Raw genomic sequence first — 18722 nt, forward strand, 5'->3', positions numbered from 1 at the left:
TATGTGACTAGGGTTAGCGAGCGCAGCCAACAACGCTACGGCGTGCGGGATGACGGAGAATCGCCAAACATATCCTTCACCCAGTCAGGAGCTGCTCCATCTTCTTGCGGCGCCTCACCATTCCCATTCAAATTCCACGCTGGATCTTGCGATGCTGATCCTTGGCACAGGCTTTGCGGGTCTTCAGTCCAGACTGGTAACATTCTGCCGCCACCTAAATCAGAGCAGCTAAATTGCCCATCCATCATGACACGCATATCGGTTATCCCTTCTGGTGCTCGATTGATCAGTGTCAGTGGCGTTTGGTTATCTAAATAGCGCTGATAAACACGTAATGCCCCTGTTGAGCCTGTTAACTGTGTTGGTCCGTTGTTATCGCGACCGACCCAGACAATAGCCACTTCCTTACCGTCAATACCCGCGTACCAGCTATCACGCAGGTCGTTGGTGGTACCCGTTTTACCCGCCAGATTGTATTTACCATATTTATTCAGTAATACGCGCCCAGTCCCTTGCAGCACTACTTGCTGCATACCAAATAGCGTTAAATAAGCGGCTTGAGATGGTACGGCACGCTCTGCGGATGGGTAACTTTGATACAGCTCTTTACCATCACCATCAATCACGGAACGTAATGCCGATAATTTTGCGCGATTACCTTCGCCACCAATGGTTTGGTACACTTGCGCCACTTCAGCTGGCGTTAAGTTCACCGCACCTAACAACATCGCAGGTACTTTTTCCATCGCACTTTCTGGCGCGCCTAAACGGATAAACGTATTCATCACTTGGTCGAGACCAATTTCCATCCCTAAGTTTACGGTTGGAATATTTTGTGATTTCGCTAATGCATCCACCAGCATCATACGACCATTGAAGTTACGGCTATAGTTTCGTGGGCTCCAACTTTGATTACCGACCTTGATGGTCAACGGTTCATCGGATAGCCACGTATTTAAGCGGAAACGGTCCGGCTCACTTAATGCCGTTAAATACACCGGTGGTTTTGCTAAAGAACCAATGCTGCGACGGGCATTTAGCGCTCGGTTAAAGCCTGAGAATTGTGGATCAGAGCCACCGACCATCGCACGAACTTCACCGTTAATACGGTCGACAACCACCATGGCACCTTCGATATCATCCAATTTACGTGCTTTACGTAAATCAGCCACGCCGAACTCGACTGCATTTTCCGCCGCCGTTTGCGCTACCGGATCTAAGGTGGTAAAGATTTTCGCACCCGAGAGATCTTTAACTTTATCCCCAAGCTTCTCGCTCAGTTCTTGTCTCACCATCTGCATAAATGCGGGTTGAGATGCGACTAACCCTTCTTTGTTTTTCACACCGAGCGGTCGAGCACTTAGAACTTGGTACATCTCATTATCGATAACACCACGGGTTTCAAGGATTTTAAGCACAATATTACGGCGTTTAATCGCATTTTGTGGCTTAGTCCACGGGTTAAAGGTTGATGCACCTTGCACCATTCCCACCAGCAATGCTTGTTGGTCAAAGCTTAACTCATTGATTGGTCGACCAAAGTAATACAAACTCGCCAGCGGGAAGCCACGAATTTCATCATTACCATTTTGCCCTAAATAGACCTCATTCAAATACAGTTCAAGAATGCGTTCTTTGCTGTAGTTATAGTCTAAAATCAATGCCATAAAGGCTTCATTAGCTTTACGTTTCAGAGTTCTTTCGTTGGTTAAAAATAGGTTTTTCACCAACTGCTGCGTTAAGGTACTTCCCCCTTGTACGGAACGACCTGCAGTGACGTTCGCTACCACCGCACGACCGATAGAATATAAGCTAACACCATCATGCTCATAAAAATTTCTATCTTCCGTTTCGAGGAGGATTTTTACCAGGGATTCAGGGAAGTCCGCCATTGGCAGCACTAAACGCTGTTCATTATTCGCAGATTGCATCATGGTGATCAGTTTCGGATCTAAACGGAAGAAACCGAACGAGCGCCCATTTTCAATATTTTCAATCTTGCTCAACATGCCATTTTCAAACACCAGACGCGCGAGGACTTGCCCCTCTTTTTGGTCTGGAAAATTAAATGGACGACGCAAAATTTCAATGGTATTGCCTTTCACCACAAACTCACCAGATGTGGTGATTTTGCTGACTTTACGGTACTGCATTCCTTCGAGCAGGTTGGTCATTTCAGCTTGGCTGTAATCCATACCGGGCTCAAGGTTTACCATGCGTCCATATACCGCCGCAGGCAAGTCCCACACCTTACCATCAAGGCGTTCTTTAATTTGTTGGTTTAGATAAAAACCGTAAGCCGCCAGTATGACTGCAAGTACTAGCATTAATTTAACTAGCAGCCAGAACCAGCGCCATTTACTCTTGCGAGGTTTGTTCTTTTTTGAGCCTTTTTTGGTCATTTGCTCTTCTTCATCGTCTTCATCATCAAGATATTCATCATCAATATCTTCATCATCGTAGAGATCTTCATCATAATCATCGCGGCGTCTACGGCGGCGTGAAGAGGATGACGATTTCTCAGCAGCGCGTCTTTTACGTCTGCCAATGGGTTCAAAATCTTTACCGGACATGGTCGCTCCATATCTCCTATACCTAAATAGGCATTAAAATCTAACTATACATACACAAGTACAACTACAGATACGTAGGTGTAACATAAGGCTAATTTTGGCTCATAATTCAAGGAATTTCACGGAAGAAAGCTCCTAATTACACTTCCTTACGCTGCCTATTGGGCGCCATTGCCTAATTTACAGCCCGTTATTAGAGCACAAAATTAGGTTATTTCGCACTCATCATCGCTTTTTTTGTTTGTCGCGTTGGTTCGGCATTCGCAGGGTCATCTGGCCAAGGATGTTTTGGATAACGCCCTTTCATCTCTTTTTGTACCTCTTTATAGCTCCCTTGCCAAAATGCACCGAGATCTTGAGTTATCTGAATAGGGCGCCTTGCCGGCGAAAGTAGCGATAATGTTAGCGTCACTTTACCATTTGCCACGGTTGGATTGGCTTTTTCACCAAACACTTCTTGCAAGCGAATTTCAACCACTGGCGGCTTGTCTAGCGCGTAGTGAATACTTACCTCGCTCCCAGAAGGAGCGATATAGGTCACAGGGAACGTGCTGTCGAGCCATTGACGCTGCTGCCAATCCAATCGATTCAATAATAAATTCATTAAATCAATTTCTTGCAGCTTTTTCTTGCTTGTCACACCATTAAGATAAGGGGCTAACCATTCATCAAGCGTCTCGAGTAAAGTCTCATCATCCATTGCAGGCAATGGCGAGTCAGGAAAATAACGCGCCGCTAACTCACAACGAATGCGCAACTGTAGGGTATTTTCTTGCCAATTTAACTGTTGCAAACCATTTTGCTGAAGCCAGTACACCAGTGCATTTTTAATCTCTTCCAGCTCTGGATTAGTCAGCCGTTGAGATTTGACAACTAACTGCCCGCATTGTAAGCGCCGCCATGCCAGTAAGCTCCCCCGCTGCTCATCCCATTCAACTGTCTCTTGAGTGTCAAAAAGATGCGGGCAATCCTGTTGAAGCTTTTCAATTTCAATAGGATACGCCAGTGAGATACGCGCATCCGCCGAGGTTTCTGACTGCCATAATGCCGCCACCATCAGCCATTCACTCCCCATTAACGGGTCATTGTCGTTCAGTGTTGCCCCTAACCCACTGGCTAATTGATAACGAGCTTGATGGTCACGGGATTTCGCTATGTAGTCTGGAAACCCTGCGGCAAGTAATGTTGGTAACCACTCACTAATCAACCCAGTGGCTTTCCCTAAAGAATGGGTAACCTTGTCACCACTTAAGATAGAGGCACGTTTGCACCAGTTCTCCGTCGGACGTTCTAAATGGGTATGTAGGTCGATCACTCCGCCACGGGGAGGTTCTTCAATAATTGCAGTTAATAATGCAGCAAGTTGAATAACGGGTTTATTTTGAGTTTGCTGTGCGTGATACAGCATGGCGGCAGTACGCACTGACATTCCCGTTCCCGCCATTTTATTGCCCATCGACGTGAGTTTCCCTTGGGCATTGGTGACACCCAATTTGAATAACAGGGTTTTCGCTGCTGATAATGCCGCCTCAGGGGGAACATCTAACCATTGGAGTTGAGAAATATCGTGACAGCCCCATTGAAGGAGCGCTAACCATAACCCGCTTAAATCACTATTATTGATTTCTGCTTCACTAAATTGTGCTGCTCGTTCGGCTTGTTCAGCACTCATTAGATGCCAGCACACACCCGCTTCTAAACGCCCTGCTCGCCCCGCACGTTGGGTCATTGAAGCTTGGCTAATGCGTTTTTTAATTAGCTTTGTCAGCCCACTTCTCGGGTTAAATTGTCCCACGCGCTCAAAGCCGCTATCCACCACTAAACGGATCCCCTCGATGGTGAGACTGGTTTCCGCAATGTTGGTCGCCAGCACGACCTTACGTTTTCCTTCAGGGGCAGGCAGAATCGCTTGTTGCTGAGCTTGAATTGATAGCGCGCCATACATTGGGCATAACATCACATCGTCAGTCACTAACCCTTCTAACTCGCTTTTCGTCCGCTCAATTTCGCCCACTCCCGGTAAAAAGAGTAACAAAGAGCCACCTTGTTGCTGCATCAGTTGCCAAACCGCGCTCGCGACTTCTTGATGAAACGGTTTATTCGGATTGATGGGCTTATATTCCCGTTGAACAGGGAATGTCCGTCCTTGTGAACTGATCACCGGCGCATCAGAAAATAGCTGGCTAAGCCCTTGATCATCCAGCGTAGCGGACATTAGCAAAATTTTTAAATCATCCCGCAGTGCTTGCTGAGAATCCAACAACAGCGCTAACCCTAAATCAGCCTGTAAATTACGTTCATGAAATTCATCCAAAATGACCAATCCGACACCTTCAAGCATCGGGTCATTTTGTAATTGGCGAGTGAGAACCCCTTCCGTCACCACTTCCAAACGCGTTTTTGCGCTCACTCTGCTTTCTGAGCGCATACGCAAACCAATGGTTTCCCCTACCGATTCCCCTAACTGCTGCGCTAAGCGAGCGGCGACTGAGCGTGCTGCAATACGCCGCGGCTCTAACATAATAATCCGCCCATCTATCTGCCCACTTTTGAGGATTTCTAACGGCAGTACCGTTGATTTCCCTGCCCCCGTCGGCGCATGCAACAGAACTTGAGAGGATTTCGCTAGAGCAGCGAGTAAGTCATCACTTACTTCTAAGATAGGGAACACTAAGGGGTAACTCCATGAGGTTTAACTTTCTATGTGAAGCATTGTAGCATTAACAAATTGTAGCATTAACGAATATGACGCATTAATACTGTCTATGAGCTAACACCATATATAGGATGGTGTAATGTTATGTCACGAACAACGCGGTAAACGGAGAAAACATGGAATTTATCCCCCCTTTAAAATCAGCCACATTAATTAAACGCTATAAACGTTTTTTAGCGGATGTCGTCACACCCGAGGGAGAGGAAATGACGATACACTGCGCAAACACGGGGGCGATGACAGGCTGTGCAACTCCAGGGGATACCGTGTGGTACTCCACTTCGGATAACCCAAAACGAAAATATCCGTACAGTTGGGAGTTAACGCAAACCAAAAACAACCATCTAATTTGTATTAACACGCTACGAGCTAATCAATTAGTGGCAGAAGCGTTGGCAAAAAAGCATATTCCAGAATTATCTGACTACAGTATAGTGACCCCTGAAGTGAAGTATGGAAGTGAAAACAGCCGGATTGATTTTTTACTCACTCAAGAGGGCTTAACTGATTGTTTTATTGAAGTTAAATCAGTGACTTTGTTGGAAAACAACCATGGCTATTTCCCTGATACTCAGACAATACGAGGACAAAAGCACCTTAGAGAGCTGACTTTGATTGCTAAAGAAGGAAAACGCGCCATACTTATGTTTGTCATTTTACATAGCGGTATCCACGTAGTATCCGCTGCTGCACATATTGATCCTAAATATGCAGCGTTGTTAGAACAGGCTATAACCAATGGCGTCGAAGTTCTGTGTTATCAAGTGGATATATCTAAACAAAAAATGCAAATAGGGACATCAATTCGCTTCACCCCGACTAAGTCATTTTAGTTTAGTCGATATTTAAACAAGGTCATCGAGTTATGAGTGCTTGTGAAGGGAAGAAACACGCTTGTCTTCACAGCATTACAAAACTCATCACATGAACGATTGCCAAGACGGCTGTCTTCTGATATTTATAGCGACCTTAAATTTTCCCCCTTGGGGTTTTTGTAAAATTTGCGTGTGTAGGAGAAGCATTATGCAAGAAGGGCAAAAACGTAAGACATCGTCCTTAAGCATTCTCGCCATTGCCGGGGTTGAGCCCTATCATGAGAAGGCTGGCGAAGAGTACATGAACGAAGCCCAATTGGCGCATTTTAAGCTCATTCTCGAAGCATGGCGCAATCAACTCAGAGATGAAGTGGACCGGACTGTTACTCATATGCAAGATGAGGCAGCTAACTTTCCAGACCCCGTTGATAGAGCCGCTCAGGAAGAGGAATTCAGCCTCGAATTACGTAACCGCGACCGCGAACGTAAATTGATCAAGAAGATCGAAAAGACGCTGAAGAAAGTTGAAGATGAAGATTTTGGCTACTGCGAATCTTGTGGTGTGGAAATTGGCATCCGTCGTTTGGAAGCGCGTCCAACAGCAGATTTGTGCATCGACTGTAAAACATTAGCAGAAATCCGCGAAAAGCAGATGGCTGGCTAATTGTTGTTTTGGGAGTCCTCAACGGCGCATTAACCCTGCGCCGTTATAAGGATTCGCACCCTCAAAAAAGTTTAAACTCCCCTTTACCTCATCTTTATTTCTCTCATTTTCTCTCATTTGTTATCGTTTGCGTCTCGCGCAAAAAGCTACAATTTGTATAATATTCACTGGTTTAATTGATATAAAAAATAATTAGCCATGACTTTTATTCGTTTAACCATTCTCAAAGAAACTTCAGTGAGCTATGATTAGCCGCTTATTTTGTTTAATGAATCTATGTAATGACATCGAGGTGTACTATTTTTAACCGAGTAGCAAATTTCTGCCGCAATATTTTATCTCGCAATGAACCAGCATCGTCCGCAGAACAGGACTCGATGCCAAAGCGTGGTGCGCGAGACACACAGGCAGCCGGTGAAAGGCCAGTCACTCCTTCTGCATCAGAGAAAAAATCTGAGAGGAAAACTCGGCATGAGCAGAATACTAGACATGACCAGAATACGAGACAAACAAAGAAAACGGTTCGTCCCTCTAAACGTTCCGATGCTCAAACACAGAAGCGAACATCCGTGACGAAACAAGAATCGATTACCGTTATTCCACGCGCTCAACACATAATTTCGCGTGATGACATTAGTGAAAACGCACTAAAAGTATTGTACCGCCTTAATAAAAATGGCTACGAAGCCTATTTAGTTGGCGGTGGTGTGCGTGATTTGTTATTAGGTCAAAAGCCAAAAGATTTCGATATCACCACCAATGCAACCCCAGAACAAATTCGCAAGCTATTTCGTAATTGTCGACTGGTTGGTCGTCGATTCCGCCTTGCGCACATTATGTTTGGTCCAGAAATTATTGAAGTCGCCACCTTCCGCGGTCACCACGACCAAGAAGTCGATGATAAAAACCTGTCATCTCAAGCGCAAAATGGCATGCTGCTTCGCGACAATATTTTCGGTTCCATTGAAGAAGATGCTATCCGCCGTGACTTCACTGTCAACAGCCTGTATTACAACATTGATGATTTCTCCGTACGCGATTATGTCAATGGATTACAAGACTTAAAAGAAGGCGTCATTCGTCTGATTGGCGACCCAGAAACACGCTACCGTGAAGATCCCGTTCGGATGATCCGCGCCGTGCGTTTCGCCTGTAAGCTGAATATGCGTATCGAGCCAAATACCGCAGAGCCGATTCATCGCTTAGCCCCATTGCTGCGTGAAATCCCTTCTGCGCGACTGTTTGAAGAGTCATTAAAATTACTTCAAGCCGGCTATGGCTACGCCACCTATAAAATGCTGAATCAGTACCATCTGTTTGAACAACTGTTCCCTGTGATTGCGAGCCGCTTCACTGAGAATGGTGATTCACCAATGGAAAAAGTCATTGAACAAGTGTTAAAAAACACCGATTTCAGACTAAAAAATGATAAGCGCGTCAATCCTGCATTTTTATTTGCAGCCATGTTATGGTATCCCGTCACTGAACACGCAGAAAAACTATCACAGGAAGGCGGTCTTGCTTACTATGATGCCTTTGCGCTGGCAATGAATGATGTACTGGATGAACAGTGCCGCTCTATTGCAATCCCAAAACGTATCACCACCACCATGCGTGATATCTGGATGTTGCAATTACGCTTACCTCGTCGCCAAGGGCGTCGGGCGAATAAATTGATGGAGCACCCGAAATTCCGTGCTGCCTTTGATTTATTAGAGCTTAGAGCCAATGTGGAACACCGTAATGAGCTACAAGAACTCGCTTTATGGTGGAATGACTTCCAACAAGCCAATGCCCAGAAACAGCGTGAAATGATCTCGGAGCTCGGTAGTGCGCCAACTCGTCGCCGCCAGCGTCCGCATCGTTCATCACAATCCGGTAATAGAAAACCGAATAAATCATAATGGTATTCATCACAGCGGCTTAAGCGGTCGCTGCGATCACCATAGAGAGATTAAGATAGAGAGATAAAGAGATGGAGCAAGTGTACATTGCCATTGGCAGCAACTTAGGCGAGCCACTGAAGCAAGCACAACAAGCGATTGCCGCATTAGATGCGATTCCAAGCACTCGCGTTGTGAGCACTTCCTCTATTTATCGAACTAAACCCCTCGGCCCACAGGATCAACCTGATTTTCTCAATCTGGCAGTTTTGCTGGAAACCGAACTTGAGCCTGAAGACTTACTCAATCATACCCAAAAAATTGAATTGGATTTAGGACGCGTTCGCAAAGATGAGCGCTGGGGACCGAGAACATTAGATCTCGATATCATGCTGTTTGGCAATCGAGTGATCCACACCGAACGCTTAACCGTTCCACACTATGGGCTAAAAGAGCGTGAATTTATGCTGTACCCGCTCAGTGACATTACCCCTTCCCTGATTTTTCCTGATGGTGAAAAACTGTCAGAAAGACTTACACACGTCCCTCAAAATGGCCTAATGCTTTGGGAATAAATTCCTAATGTGTTTAACCTCGTTCAGGTATGGTCATAAGAGAAATCATTTCCGGAGGTTATTTTAATGAAACCCATTTCTCTCGCTGATTTGTGTCAATATAAAAAAGAGAAACACAAATTCGCTACCATTACAGCCTACGATGCCAGTTTTGCTCAACTGTTTGCTGAGCAAGGTATCCAAGTGATGCTGGTTGGTGATTCCTTAGGTATGACTATCCAAGGCGAAACCAGTACCCTTCCTGTCACTGTCGAGCAGATTGCTTACCACACTCGCTGCGTACGTAAAGGCGCCCCTAACGCATTTATCATCGCCGACATGCCTTTTATGAGTTATGCCACGCCTGAGCAAGCCTGTGCCAATGCCGCTATTTTGATGCAAGCTGGTGCGAATATGGTGAAAATCGAAGGTGGCAGCTGGCTATGTGAAACCGTCAAAATGCTGTGTGAACGTTCCGTACCAGTCTGCGGCCACTTAGGCTTAACGCCACAAGCGGTAAATGTACTTGGGGGCTATAAAGTCCAAGGTCGTGATGAAGTCACTGCCAATCAGCTTATCAAAGATGCGATTGCCCTCGAGAATGCAGGCATTCAGCTGTTGGTTCTTGAATGCGTACCAACATCCCTTGCTAACCAAGTCACTGAAGAATTACTGTTACCTGTCATTGGAATTGGTGCCGGTAATGGCACTGACGGGCAAATTCTCGTGATGCATGATGCGTTAGGGATCACCGCCAAACCGCCAAAATTTGCGAAAAACTTTTTGGCTGAAGCAGGCAATATTCACGATGCTATTCGCCTATATATTCAAGAAGTTGAGCAAGAAATTTACCCGAGTGACGCTCACTCATTTTCGTAATTCTGTATGAAATATAACGATAAGGATGGGAAGTATGCGGATCGTTGAAACATCGCCAATCTTGCGCCGTGAAATTCGTCGCTGGAAACAAGAAGGCAAACGTATTGCGTTTGTCCCAACGATGGGCAATTTACATGATGGGCACCTGACACTGATTGACCAAGCTAAACAGCAAGCCGACATTGTCATTGCCAGCATTTTTGTCAATCCAATGCAGTTTGACCGTCAATCCGATTTAGCCAATTACCCTCGTACCTTGCAGGAAGATTGCGAAAAATTGAAACGTAAAAGTGTCGATTTAGTTTTCGCACCGTCTGCCGCCGAGTTTTACCCTGAAGGTATGGACAACCAAAGTTACGTTGAAGTACCTGAAATTTCTACCATGTTAGAAGGTGCTAGCCGCCCAGGGCATTTTCGTGGCGTTGCGACAGTACTGACCAAGCTGTTTAATCTCGTGCAGCCTGATATTGCATTATTTGGTGAAAAAGATTATCAGCAGCTTCAGTTAGTGCGTAAATTGGTGACTGACCTTTCTTTCGATATTCAGGTTGTCGGTGTCCCTATCGTTCGCGCTAAGAATGGCTTAGCCCTGAGTTCACGCAATAATAATCTGTCTGCCGATGAGCTAAAAATCGCCCCTCAGCTGTTTGCGATTATGCAAAAAGCAGGTGAGAAGCTCGCGGACTCTCCCGCGGCAGCAACCGGTTTAATTAGTGAAATGGAAGAATCTTTGCGCCAAGCAGGATTTACCCCTGACGAACTCTTTATTCGCGATGCCGATAACCTCGGCGAACTGACGGTTTCCAGCCGCCGCGCCGTGATTTTAATGGCTGCATGGTTAGGTCAAACCCGTTTAATCGACAATCTGCAAGTCGAGTTACCGCTCGATATCGCTTAAAAACAAAATACTTTAGATTCAAGTTACCTAATATTTATTCAAACTCATTGCTGTCACAGCTAGGCGGCAAGTAAACGCGACCCTAGGAGCATACATAAGTATGTGACTAGGGCAAGAGAGCGCAGCCAACAACGCTGTGGCATACAATGAGGAAGAATAAATGTGACTAGGTAAGAGCACACAGCTAACAACGCTGTGGCAGCAATGAGGAAGAATAAGGAAGAAGAAATGCAAAGAAAAATGCTATTAGGCAAACTTCACCGTGCCACCGTCACTCAAGCTGATCTTCACTATGAAGGTTCTTGCGCCATCGATCAGGATTTTTTAGATGCCGTTGGCATTTTAGAATACGAAGCTATCGATATTTATAATGTGGATAATGGCGAACGTTTTTCAACCTATGCGATTGCAGGGGAACGCGGTTCTAAAATTATCTCTGTCAATGGTGCTGCTGCACGCCGTGCGGCGGTTGGTGATAAGCTGATTATTTGTACTTACGGTATGTTACCTGATGAAGAAGCCCGCCAGCATCACCCCAAAGTGGCTTACTTTGATGCGAACAACACCATGAGCCGGATTGCTAAAGCGGTACCGGTACAAGTCGCCTAATTTAATATAGAAATGCCCCTATTAGGGGCATTACGTTGATGACAAAGAGGGATAAAAGCGTGGTTTTTCCCTCTTTGTGTTATCAGGCGAAAATCAATAAATTGATTTTCCTTTAGGGACATTTATTCCAACCTCAGCTCAGCCGATTTGCTAGGTTAACTTCTTAACCCGCGACCTTGTTCAATTAAATACCATGTCAAAGCATAGAAGATAATTAAAAACACCATTAATACGCTCAAAGTCACGACGATGGACACATCCGCAATGCCTAAAAAGCCATATCTAAAGCCGCTTATCATATACACAATCGGGTTGAGTTTAGAGACAGCCTGCCAGAATGGCGGCAGTAAAGATAACGAATAAAAAACCCCACCCAGATAGGTCAGTGGCGTTAAAACGAATGTTGGAACAATGCTGATATCATCGAAGGTTTTAGCAAAAATCGCATTTAACAGACCCGCAAGGGAGAACACAATCGCTGTTAATAACAGCGTGATCACCACCATTGACCATGAATGAACCTGCAATGGGATAAAGAACAGAGATACGATAGTCACCAAGAATCCGACTAAAATCCCACGCGCAACCCCACCGCCAACAAAACCGGCGATAATCACGTGAGTCGGTACGGGAGCAACGAGCAACTCTTCAATATTTTTCTGGAATTTAGAACCAAAAAATGACGAACAGACGTTGGAGTATGAGTTAGTGATCACCGCCATCATAATAAGACCAGGGACAATAAACTGCATATAGTCTACACCGCCCATATCGCCAATTCGTGAACCAATTAAATTTCCGAAAATCACAAAATAGAGCGACATGGTGATTACAGGTGGCAGCAACGTTTGCACCCAGATACGACCAAAGCGAGTGACCTCTTTGATCCAAATCGTTTTTAAGGCAACCCAATATAGCGAGATCATTGCGCACCTTCCTGCTCTGAAACTTGGCTATCTTTCTTCACTAAACTGACAAACAGCTCTTCAAGGCGGTTAGCCTTATTGCGCATACTCAAAATTTGAATTCCTTGGTCACTTAACTGGCTGAAGACACCATTGAGCCCTTGCTCACGCTTCACATCCACTTCGAGAGTTGACGTATCTACTAAACGGGATTCATACCCCGTTAAGCTTGGAATTGGGCTTTTTGGCATTAAATCGAAAATAAACGTTTCTGACTCTAGCTGGCTTAAAAGCTGCTTCATGCTGGTATTTTCCACCAGCTCACCATGCTGAATGATCCCGATATTACGGCACAGCATTTCCGCTTCTTCCAGATAGTGAGTGGTCAAAATAATGGTGGTACCCTGCGCATTCAGCTTTTTCAGGAACGTCCACATAGAACGACGCAGTTCAATATCAACACCGGCTGTCGGCTCATCGAGGATCAACAGTTTTGGTTGATGCATCAAGGCGCGAGCTATCATCAGGCGGCGTTTCATCCCACCGGATAAATTACGCGCACGCTCATTACGTTTCTCCCACAAATCTAACTGAGTAAGATATTGCTCAGCGCGCTGGTTTGCCACATTACGAGGAACACCATAATAACCCGCTTGGTTTAAAACAATCTGTAAGACCGTTTCAAACGGGTTAAAGTTGAACTCTTGAGGCACTAACCCAAGTTGCTGTTTAGCCAGTACAACTTGCTTATCTAAGTCATAGCCAAACACTTTCACTGAGCCACTGGTTTTGTTGACCAATGAACTAATAATGCCAATCGTTGTTGATTTTCCTGCACCATTCGGTCCAAGTAAGGCATAGAAATCACCATCTTCCACGCTTAAATCAATGCCACGCAACGCTTTCACGCCACCTGCATAGGTTTTGGTCAGCTGCGATAGTTCGAGTGCGTAAGTCATATATTAAAAATACCTTTATTCTTGGGGCTGTTTGGAGGCAATATAGATTAATGATGCCACTTTTTCCTGTCGGATGTTATGCAGAAAAGTGATAATAATTTAACAATATATTATTCAACATCCCCCTTAATGAGGGTTGTCATGTATAAATGAGTGGTTCATCATAGATGTGAAATTAGTATAACTAATTATTATTTAATCAATAAATGCTGTATAAGATTTTATCGCAAAGTCACACAACTAGGCTATAAGTCATGATGAGAAAAATTGAAGAGCTGTTTGCTAATAACGAAGCATGGTCAGCGTCTGTAAAAGAAAAAGATCCTGAATTCTTTAAAGAATTATCAAAAGCTCAAAAACCAAGATTTCTATGGATCGGCTGTTCAGACAGTCGAGTGCCTGCCGAAAAACTGATCAACGCAGCCCCTGGGGATCTCTTCGTTCACCGTAATGTGGCGAACTTAGTTATCCATACGGACTTAAACTGTTTATCAGTTATTCAGTATGCGGTTGATGTTCTGGAAGTCGAACACATTATTATCTGTGGTCACTATGGATGTGGTGGTATTGAAGCAGCGGTGGATAACACCGAATTGGGCCTGATCAATAACTGGTTATTACACATTCGAGATATCTGGTATCGCCATAGCTCTATGTTAGGTGAACTGAAACCGTGCGAGCGCTTAGATCGTCTTTGCGAATTAAACGTGGTTGAGCAAGTGTATAACTTAGGTCACTCCACTATCATGCAATCCGCATGGAAACGTGGTCAGAAAATCATGATCCACGGCTGGGTTTACGGTATCAATAATGGTCGCTTACACGACTTACACATTACCTCAGATAGCCGCGAGAAGTTAGAGTTAGGTTATCGTGAGGCTATCTCTAAGCTCACACAGAAAAAATAATCTTTCGAAAATAAAATAGCAAAAGAGCAGCCTAGGCTGCTCTTTTTATTGCTAAGAATACAGTTTAAAAAACTTACTCTTCCAGCAGAGTGACATGCCCAATGTACGGCAGATGGCGATACTGCTGCGCGTAGTCGATACCATAACCGACAACGAATTTATCTTCGATTGAATAACCAATCCACTCAACCGGTACATCCACTTCACGGCGAGAAGGCTTATCCAACAGAGTACAGATTGCCACAGATGCAGGCTCACGCAGGCCAAAAATTTCACGGACTTTATTTAACGTGTTGCCTGAGTCAATGATATCTTCAACGATCAGCACATGCTTACCGCGAATATCTTCATCTAAGTCTTTCACGATTTTCACATCACGGCTTGATGTCATTGCATTGCCGTAGCTTGATACGGTCATGAAATCAACTTCATGAGGTACGGTGATTTTACGGCATAGATCTGCCATAAAAATGAAGGAGCCTTTTAACAGACCAACCAGCACTAAATCACCTTGTTTGTCTTGGTAATGAGCACTAATGCTGTCTGCTAATTCACTGATTCTTTGAGCAATCTCTTCTTCAGAGATCATTACATCCAGAGTATGTTTCATCATCTATTACGCATGTATGGGAAAGGAAAGCGCGTAATTTTAACATAAGCCACACAAAGACGCGACGACAAAACAAATGGCAGTGACCACATCGCCACTGCCAATTTCGATGACCTTAACCTACGGTAAAGCCCATCATCATGCCAGTATCTTCATGCTCCAGTAAGTGACAATGTGCCATATAAGGGTGCTGTGGCGTCGCAGTATGTTTAAATTCCACTAAGACTTCGCTCACTTGCCCTTCCACTTTCACAATGTCTTTCCAGCCTTGGCGATGCGGTTCAACCGGGCGACCATTTTCTTTAAGGATCCTAAAACGCGTTCCGTGAACATGGAATGGGTGCAGCATCATATCACCACGCCCTGAAATCACCCAAACCTCTTGCTGATTTAGCGGCGCATTAAACGCAGGGTGTGTCATTGAGAAAACTTGTCCATTGATGGTATTCGCATTATGAATATCCAGATCACCTGTGCCCATACCGCAATGACCGCCAGTACTTTGCGTACCGGCTGCCATATTGCCATGACCCATATTGCTGTTATTCATATTGCCATGGTTCATGTTTCCACTTCCCATATTGCTACCATTCATATTGGAATGATCCATATTCCCCATCATACCGCCATGCCCCCCCATGTTCCCCATCGCCTGCGGACCATATTTTTCGCGCAGCATCATCATGCCTTGCATATCCAAGCGCATATCCATCATCAAATGGAATTTACGGCGATTTAGCCCCGTCAGTGAAGGAATGGCAGCAATCGTTGCTAATTGCTCAGGTAATTTTCCAGCTCCCGCACTCAAGGTAGTTTCAATGCGTAAAACAGGCAGTGGCTGATCAAATGGCGCGATGGTCATTCCCATTTGCCCAACAGGTAAAGTGACAAGGTCGAAGGAACGACCGTCAGAGGCATCAATCAATACTTCAAAGCGTTCGCCCATTAAAATCGGTAATTCAGTTAATGCGATAGGTTCAGCCAGTAATCCTCCATCACTGCCCACCACATACATTTTACGCCCATCACTGGTCGATACATTCAAGCTACGTGCGTTACAACCGTTGAGTAAACGCAGGCGGATCCAACCTTTCGGCGCAACATGTTTAGGATAAACCGCTCCGTTGGTTAGCATCATATCCCCAAACCAGCCCACGGCAGCACTCATGACGTCTAATTGATAATCAATTTGTCCGTCATCTTTTAAGCGCTTATCTTGCAGAATAACGGGAATATCATCGACGCCCCACTCGCTCGGTAAGCTATGTTTTTGGCTGTCTTCATCTTTAACAAGCACTAATCCCGCTAGTCCCATCGCCACTTGGTAACCAGTTTTTCCGTGAGTATGAGGATGGAACCAGCAAGTGGCTTCAGGTTGGTTGAGAGTGAACTTGACTTTACGGCTAGCACCGGGAGCGATAATCGCTTGAGGTCCGCCATCTTGCTCGCCGGAAATTTCCAATCCATGCCAGTGTACGGTTGTCTCTTCAGGTAATTGGTTGGTGATATTAATGTTTACTGACTGCCCATTTTTCAGGCTAAGTGCTGGACCCAATAAATCGCCGTTATATCCCCACGTTGTAGTTTTCTTGCCCGGTACAAACTGTGAAATACCTTGCTTGATAGCGATTTGAATATTCCCTTGTGCATCCGGTTCTACAAGTGGTGGAATAGCCAATGTGGGATAATTCCCAGCAGCAACAGCCATGCGGCTCCAAACTGGCAGTGCGCTCGCAGCATAAGCGATAGCACTCAGCTTCAGAAAATCACGACGTAACATAGATAACCTTCCTTTTATTTATCAAAATCAACAATCAGTGAGCACGGTATGACAAGTCTGAAATTGCCCTTGCCAAGCAAAACGTGGTTTAATGATTGGGATGATAAAGCTTCCCCTTACAGGAAGGTCAATAAACCCATGCATCTAATATGGGTTTATTACATAGATTTAAGAAAGTTAGAATTGACTAACGAATCTATACACAAAATAATCTAAAGTGCTTAGTATCTATAGAGTACATCGTAGTCATAAAGAAATCAGGCAACTTGATGTAATGCGAGTATGTTCTTATGCTAATGTTACTTGACATAAAAACCAGATGAATATCGAATGCAAAAATTTATATTGATGTCATGCTTAATGATGCTTTTGGGGCTAACCAATACCGCCAAAGCACTCTCTACCAATGAAGCTGAAGACCTCGCTGATCTGACCGCTGTATTTATTTATTTAAAATATGATTGCGGCTATTCCCAAATTCCTGACAGAGAAATTGAACGCGCCATTGTTTACTTTGCGAAAAGTAATAAATGGGATTTGGGAAATTACAACTCCGATAAAATGAGTAAGCTGAATAAAGAAAGCTACGATGATTTAAAAGGTATTCCATTGACTCAAGAGTTTAAATGCCAATCTTTGGCAAGAGACTCTTTAGGGCTATTTGCTTACGTAAAATAAGCCTAAAATCCCAGCGGAAACATGTCGATGCCCTTTATAATCCACATCGATACATGTTTCCTCCTTATCCCTCTTTCTTCCCTTTTCGCTCCTGCCAAAACAGTACTACCGATGGAATCGTTTGGATAATCACCATCCGAATAATATGGTTGGACATGACAAAGCCAGCATCCAAATTCATCGTTATTGCCGCGAAAGTCATGGCTTCCATACTTCCCGGAGCCCAAGCCAACAATAACACCGCAATATCATATCCCGTGATCCACGCAGCAAACACCGTGATCAAAAAGGTCAAAATAATATTGATGATCACCACTTGGGCTGAAGAGTAGATATTTTTTATCAGCGCGGATAGCGGGAATACAATGAAATGATTACCAATATTCATCCCAATTAAAACCATACTCAGTTCAGTCAGCATCAATGGGAAATGGAGCTGAACATCAATCCAACCTTGAATTAACGTTGCCGCACCAAGGGACGTTAACATAAAAGGCGCCGGTACTCGCAGGCGTTGCAAAAACATCCCGACTACCACACCCACCGTCACAATCACCAATAACCAGAACGTGGATTCAAGCGTTAACGTTGGCCATTCAATTAGTGGCTGAGGATCGCCCTCACTTCCTACCACTAAACCTGCCAATAAAATAAGGATGATTAAACGGATAGTATGGGAGATAACAATTTTTTGCGGCGGCGTATGGGTGTGATCCGTTAAGGCAAGGATGGCCGCCATCGCTCCAGGCACTGAGCCCAACATCGCTTCTTGTTTTGTCCACCCGACCTTGCGGTGAAACCAAAAAAAACTAAATGAAAACTGCACGGCTAAACAGACCACCAACATCAATAACAGTAGCAATAAGTTATCTGCATCCTTCAGCGACACTTGATTAAACATCAGACCTACAGAGGTTCCGAGCGTCACTTGAACAAAAGTAATAGTGTGTTTAGGAGTGGGGAATGAGAAACCAAAACGATGGAAAATAATAATGGCGATAATCGGACCGAACATCAACGCTAAGGGAATGCCGATATAAGTGAGTGAGCCGCCAACAATGGCACAAAGAATGATCCCAACACTCATTTTTATCAGCTTTATCATCGGACAGTAACCATTGATATAATTAATCATGAGATTAAGTTATATCACAATCATTCAAGCTCATGAGGCTAAGAATGCTGAAATGAGCGTCATGCCTGTTTTTCGTGAAGGTTTAACCGATAATCCTACGAAGTGCATAAAATCCCCCTATAGACAGGAGGATATTAGGCGAATTTGAGAGGGGGG

The 18722-nt window shown here is 44.5% G+C and carries 16 protein-coding genes; 9 read left to right on the forward strand and 7 right to left on the reverse strand.

The window, feature by feature from the left end; genetic code table 11:
* Positions 1 to 35: 35 nt before the first annotated feature.
* Both mrcB and hrpB read right to left on the reverse strand, forming a co-directional pair.
* Entirely contained in the window at positions 36 to 2573 is a 2538-nt protein-coding gene (mrcB, locus tag ACIH2S_RS14830; protein WP_108478341.1) for a bifunctional glycosyl transferase/transpeptidase, read from the reverse strand.
* 211 nt (positions 2574 to 2784) lie between these two features.
* Positions 2785 to 5244 carry an ATP-dependent helicase HrpB gene (hrpB, locus tag ACIH2S_RS14835; RefSeq protein WP_196712439.1) on the reverse strand — a complete coding sequence of 820 codons (2460 nt, stop codon included), beginning with the start codon at positions 5242 to 5244 and terminating at the stop codon, positions 2785 to 2787.
* 161 nt (positions 5245 to 5405) lie between these two features.
* On the opposite strand from hrpB, the gene sfsA reads away from it, so the two are divergent.
* The 7 genes from sfsA (at position 5406) to panD (ending at position 11591) form a co-directional block, all read left to right on the forward strand.
* Positions 5406 to 6122, forward strand: coding sequence for a DNA/RNA nuclease SfsA (gene sfsA, locus ACIH2S_RS14840; RefSeq protein WP_036952609.1), 717 nt, complete (start codon positions 5406 to 5408; stop codon positions 6120 to 6122).
* A 190-nt stretch (positions 6123 to 6312) separates the two neighbouring features.
* Complete coding sequence (dksA, locus tag ACIH2S_RS14845; RefSeq protein WP_006659320.1) at positions 6313 to 6768, forward strand: RNA polymerase-binding protein DksA; 456 nt, start codon at positions 6313 to 6315, stop codon at positions 6766 to 6768.
* Positions 6769 to 7145: 377 nt separating this feature from the next.
* On the forward strand, positions 7146 to 8672 hold the full coding sequence (gene pcnB, locus ACIH2S_RS14850) for a polynucleotide adenylyltransferase PcnB (RefSeq protein ID WP_207910782.1): 1527 nt from the start codon (positions 7146 to 7148) through the stop codon (positions 8670 to 8672).
* 71 nt (positions 8673 to 8743) lie between these two features.
* The gene (folK, locus tag ACIH2S_RS14855) at positions 8744 to 9226 is read left to right on the forward strand and encodes a 2-amino-4-hydroxy-6-hydroxymethyldihydropteridine diphosphokinase (protein ID WP_108478344.1); all 483 of its coding nucleotides are present in this window, start codon (positions 8744 to 8746) and stop codon (positions 9224 to 9226) included.
* Between the two features lie 66 nt (positions 9227 to 9292).
* On the forward strand, positions 9293 to 10084 hold the full coding sequence (gene panB, locus ACIH2S_RS14860) for a 3-methyl-2-oxobutanoate hydroxymethyltransferase (protein ID WP_036952616.1): 792 nt from the start codon (positions 9293 to 9295) through the stop codon (positions 10082 to 10084).
* Between the two features lie 34 nt (positions 10085 to 10118).
* Positions 10119 to 10982, forward strand: coding sequence for a pantoate--beta-alanine ligase (gene panC, locus ACIH2S_RS14865; protein WP_108478345.1), 864 nt, complete (start codon positions 10119 to 10121; stop codon positions 10980 to 10982).
* A gap of 228 nt (positions 10983 to 11210) precedes the next feature.
* Positions 11211 to 11591, forward strand: a complete 381-nt coding sequence (gene panD, locus ACIH2S_RS14870) for an aspartate 1-decarboxylase (protein WP_036952622.1) — start codon at positions 11211 to 11213, stop codon at positions 11589 to 11591.
* 155 nt (positions 11592 to 11746) lie between these two features.
* Here the strand turns inward: panD and ACIH2S_RS14875 are convergent, their stop codons facing one another.
* Both ACIH2S_RS14875 and ACIH2S_RS14880 read right to left on the reverse strand, forming a co-directional pair.
* Positions 11747 to 12517, reverse strand: coding sequence for an ABC transporter permease (locus ACIH2S_RS14875; protein WP_108478347.1), 771 nt, complete (start codon positions 12515 to 12517; stop codon positions 11747 to 11749).
* Complete coding sequence (locus ACIH2S_RS14880) at positions 12514 to 13455, reverse strand: ABC transporter ATP-binding protein (RefSeq protein WP_196712440.1); 942 nt, start codon at positions 13453 to 13455, stop codon at positions 12514 to 12516. Before ACIH2S_RS14880 ends, ACIH2S_RS14875 begins: the two co-directional genes overlap by 4 nt.
* A gap of 254 nt (positions 13456 to 13709) precedes the next feature.
* On the opposite strand from ACIH2S_RS14880, the gene can reads away from it, so the two are divergent.
* A complete protein-coding gene (gene can / locus ACIH2S_RS14885; RefSeq protein WP_036955599.1) occupies positions 13710 to 14363 on the forward strand; it encodes a carbonate dehydratase in 654 nt (217 codons plus the stop codon).
* Positions 14364 to 14436: 73 nt separating this feature from the next.
* On the opposite strand, the gene hpt is transcribed toward can, so the two are convergent.
* Positions 14437 to 14973 (reverse strand): hypoxanthine phosphoribosyltransferase, encoded by a 537-nt coding sequence (gene hpt / locus ACIH2S_RS14890; protein WP_108478397.1) that lies wholly within the window; start codon positions 14971 to 14973, stop codon positions 14437 to 14439.
* A gap of 115 nt (positions 14974 to 15088) precedes the next feature.
* The gene (cueO, locus tag ACIH2S_RS14895; RefSeq protein WP_430247654.1) at positions 15089 to 16753 is read right to left on the reverse strand and encodes a multicopper oxidase CueO; all 1665 of its coding nucleotides are present in this window, start codon (positions 16751 to 16753) and stop codon (positions 15089 to 15091) included.
* 330 nt (positions 16754 to 17083) lie between these two features.
* Here cueO and ACIH2S_RS14900 point away from each other — a divergent pair, with 330 nt between their 5' ends.
* Positions 17084 to 17431 (forward strand): YacC family pilotin-like protein, encoded by a 348-nt coding sequence (locus ACIH2S_RS14900; protein ID WP_036955602.1) that lies wholly within the window; start codon positions 17084 to 17086, stop codon positions 17429 to 17431.
* Positions 17432 to 17495: 64 nt separating this feature from the next.
* On the opposite strand, the gene ACIH2S_RS14905 is transcribed toward ACIH2S_RS14900, so the two are convergent.
* Positions 17496 to 18536, reverse strand: coding sequence for an AbrB family transcriptional regulator (locus tag ACIH2S_RS14905; protein ID WP_036955818.1), 1041 nt, complete (start codon positions 18534 to 18536; stop codon positions 17496 to 17498).
* Positions 18537 to 18722 lie beyond the last annotated feature (186 nt).

It is taken from the genome of Providencia lanzhouensis (genome assembly GCF_050469745.1).
Classification (GTDB): Bacteria; Pseudomonadota; Gammaproteobacteria; order Enterobacterales; family Enterobacteriaceae; genus Providencia; species Providencia lanzhouensis.